Annotated in this window: 1 protein-coding gene; it reads left to right on the top strand. The window is 60.1% G+C overall.

The genetic code is table 11. The features are described 5' to 3' along the window. A partial coding sequence (locus tag FHR87_RS18765) for an amino acid adenylation domain-containing protein (protein WP_183168286.1) occupies nt 1-2,705 on the top strand: 2,705 nt, incomplete at both ends.

Genomic DNA, 2,705 nt, shown 5'->3' with positions numbered 1-2,705 from the left:
CAGGCACAGCTGGACCAGTTGACCGCGAACATCCCGTCCGCCCAGATCAGCGATATCTACCCGCTCTCGCCGATGCAGCAGGGCATGCTGTTCCACACGCTGTATCAACAAGAGGCGGGTGACTACATCAACCAGATGCGCGTCGACGTGCAAGGGCTGGACGTGGAACGCTTCAAGGCCGCCTGGCAGGCCAGCGTGGACCGTCACGACGTGCTGCGAGCCAGCTTCGTCACCGAATTCGACCAGCCGCTGCAGGTCATCCGCAAGCACGTCGAGTTGCCCGTAACTGAGTTGGACTGTCGTGGGCAGCCAGACCTCTCTACCTCGCTGGACACCTGGGCCGAGGCCGACCGGCAACGGAGCTTCGAGCTGGCTCGGGAGCCGCTGCTGCGCCTGGCGATGATCCGCACGGGAGAACAACGGCACCACCTGATCCTGACCTGCCACCATATCCTCTTGGACGGCTGGAGCAACTCGCAACTACAGGGCGAAGTGCTGCAGCGCTACGCTGGACAACCGCCGGCCAATGCTACGGGCCAGTACCGGGACTACATTGCCTGGCTGCAGCGCCAGGACAAAGTGGCCAGCGAACAGTTCTGGAAAGCCCAATTGGCCTCGCTTGCCGAACCAACGCGCCTGAGCTCGGCGCTCAGGGGCGAGACCTGTATAGAGAGTGGGTACGGGAAATATCATCAGGAATTCGATGCAGAACAGACCCGGCGCCTGAGCTACTTTGCTCGTGAGCAGCGGGTCACGGTCAACACCCTGATCCAGGCAGCCTGGCTACTGCTGCTGCAACGCTACACTGGCCAGGAAACGGTCGCCTTTGGTGCCACGGTAGCAGGGCGTCCCGCGGACCTGCCGGGTGTCGAACAGCAACTGGGGCTGTTCATCAACACCCTGCCGGTCGTGGCCAGCCCGCGTGTGGAGCAAACGGTCGGGGAATGGCTTGGCCAGATCCAGAGCCAGAATCTGGCCCTGCGCGAACATGAACATACGCCGCTGTACGAGATCCAGCGGTGGGTGGGGCTGGGTGGCGAGGCGCTGTTCGACAGCCTGCTGGTGTTCGAGAACTACCCGGTGGCGGAAGCGTTGCAACAGAGTGCGCCTGAAGGGCTGCGCTTCAGAGATATCGACACGCTTGAGCAGACCAACTATCCGTTGACCTTGACGGTGGGGCTTAGCGACACCCTGTCGCTGGGTTATAGCCATCCGCACAGTGTATTCACTAAAGTGCAACTCGAACAATTAGTCGGGCACTTCGAGCAGCTATTGTTCGATCTGATTCAAGATCCTCGTCGGTCGATTGGCGAGTTGAATCTGCTGACGGATACGGAATACCAGCAAATCCTGCACGAGTGGAACCATACCCAGGCGAGCTATCCCAGCGAGCAATGCATCCACCAACTGATCGAAGCCCAGGCAGCGCGGACGCCGGACGCCACTGCCGTGGTCTTCGGCGAGCAGCACCTGAGCTATGACCAGCTGAACCGCCAGGCCAACCGCCTGGCCCACAAGCTTCGCGAGCAGGGCGTAAGTCCGGACATACTGGTGGGCATCGCGGTCGAGCGCAGCCTGGAAATGATCGTGGGCCTGCTGGCGATTCTCAAGGCCGGCGGTGCCTATGTGCCGCTGGATCCGGCGTATCCGCAGGATCGCCTGGCCTACATGATCGAAGACAGCGGCATCGGCCTGCTGCTGACCCAGAGCCCTTTACTGGAGCGCTTGTCGATTCCAGGGTTGGTACACAGCCTGTGCCTGGATCGGATGGACGAAGAGTGGTCGGTTTACCCGGACAGCAATCTGGAAAACCTAGCGCAGCCGGAGAATCTGGCCTATGTGATCTATACCTCAGGCTCCACCGGACAACCCAAGGGTGCTGGTAATCGCCACATAGCGCTGACCAACCGGCTGTGTTGGATGCAACAGTCTTATTGCCTGGACTCCTGTGATTCCGTACTGCAGAAAACACCGTTCAGCTTCGACGTATCCGTTTGGGAGTTCTTCTGGCCGCTGCTGGCTGGAGCCCGTCTGGTCATTGCTGCGCCAGGCGATCACCACGATCCTGCTCGGCTGGTTGCTCTGATCCGGTATCAGCGGATCACCACACTACACTTTGTACCGTCCATGTTGCAGGTATTCTTGTTGGATGAAACCGTGGCGAACTGCACAAGCCTCAGGCGCATTATCTGCAGCGGCGAAGCGCTACCGATCGATGTCCAGCGGCAGGTTTTCGGCAAGTTACCCGATGTGGACCTGCTTAACCTCTATGGCCCTACCGAAGCAGCTATTGATGTTACTCACTGGATCTGTCGTGACGAAGGTCGAGATGTAATACCTATTGGTCAGCCGATCGCCAACCTGGCAACCTATGTGCTCAATGTCATTCTTGTTCCTGTGGTACCAGGCGTATGTGGTGAGCTATATCTGAGTGGTGCGGGGCTCGCGCGTGGGTACCACAGTCGGCCAGCATTGACGGCTGAACGCTTTGTACCTGATCCATTTGGGAAGCCAGGGGGACGGCTGTATCGCACCGGCGACCTGGCCCGCTACCGCACCGATGGCGTGATCGAATATGTGGGCCGGATCGACCACCAGGTGAAGATCCGCGGCTTCCGCATCGAACTGGGCGAGATCGAAGCGCGGCTGCAGGAACAGGCGGTGGTGCGCGAAGCGGTGGTCATCGACCTCGATGGGCCCAGCGG

Source organism: Azomonas macrocytogenes, assembly GCF_014191985.1.
In the GTDB taxonomy this organism is placed as follows: Bacteria; Pseudomonadota; Gammaproteobacteria; order Pseudomonadales; family Pseudomonadaceae; genus Azomonas; species Azomonas macrocytogenes.
This window is presented reverse-complemented; position numbering and strand designations above follow the sequence as displayed.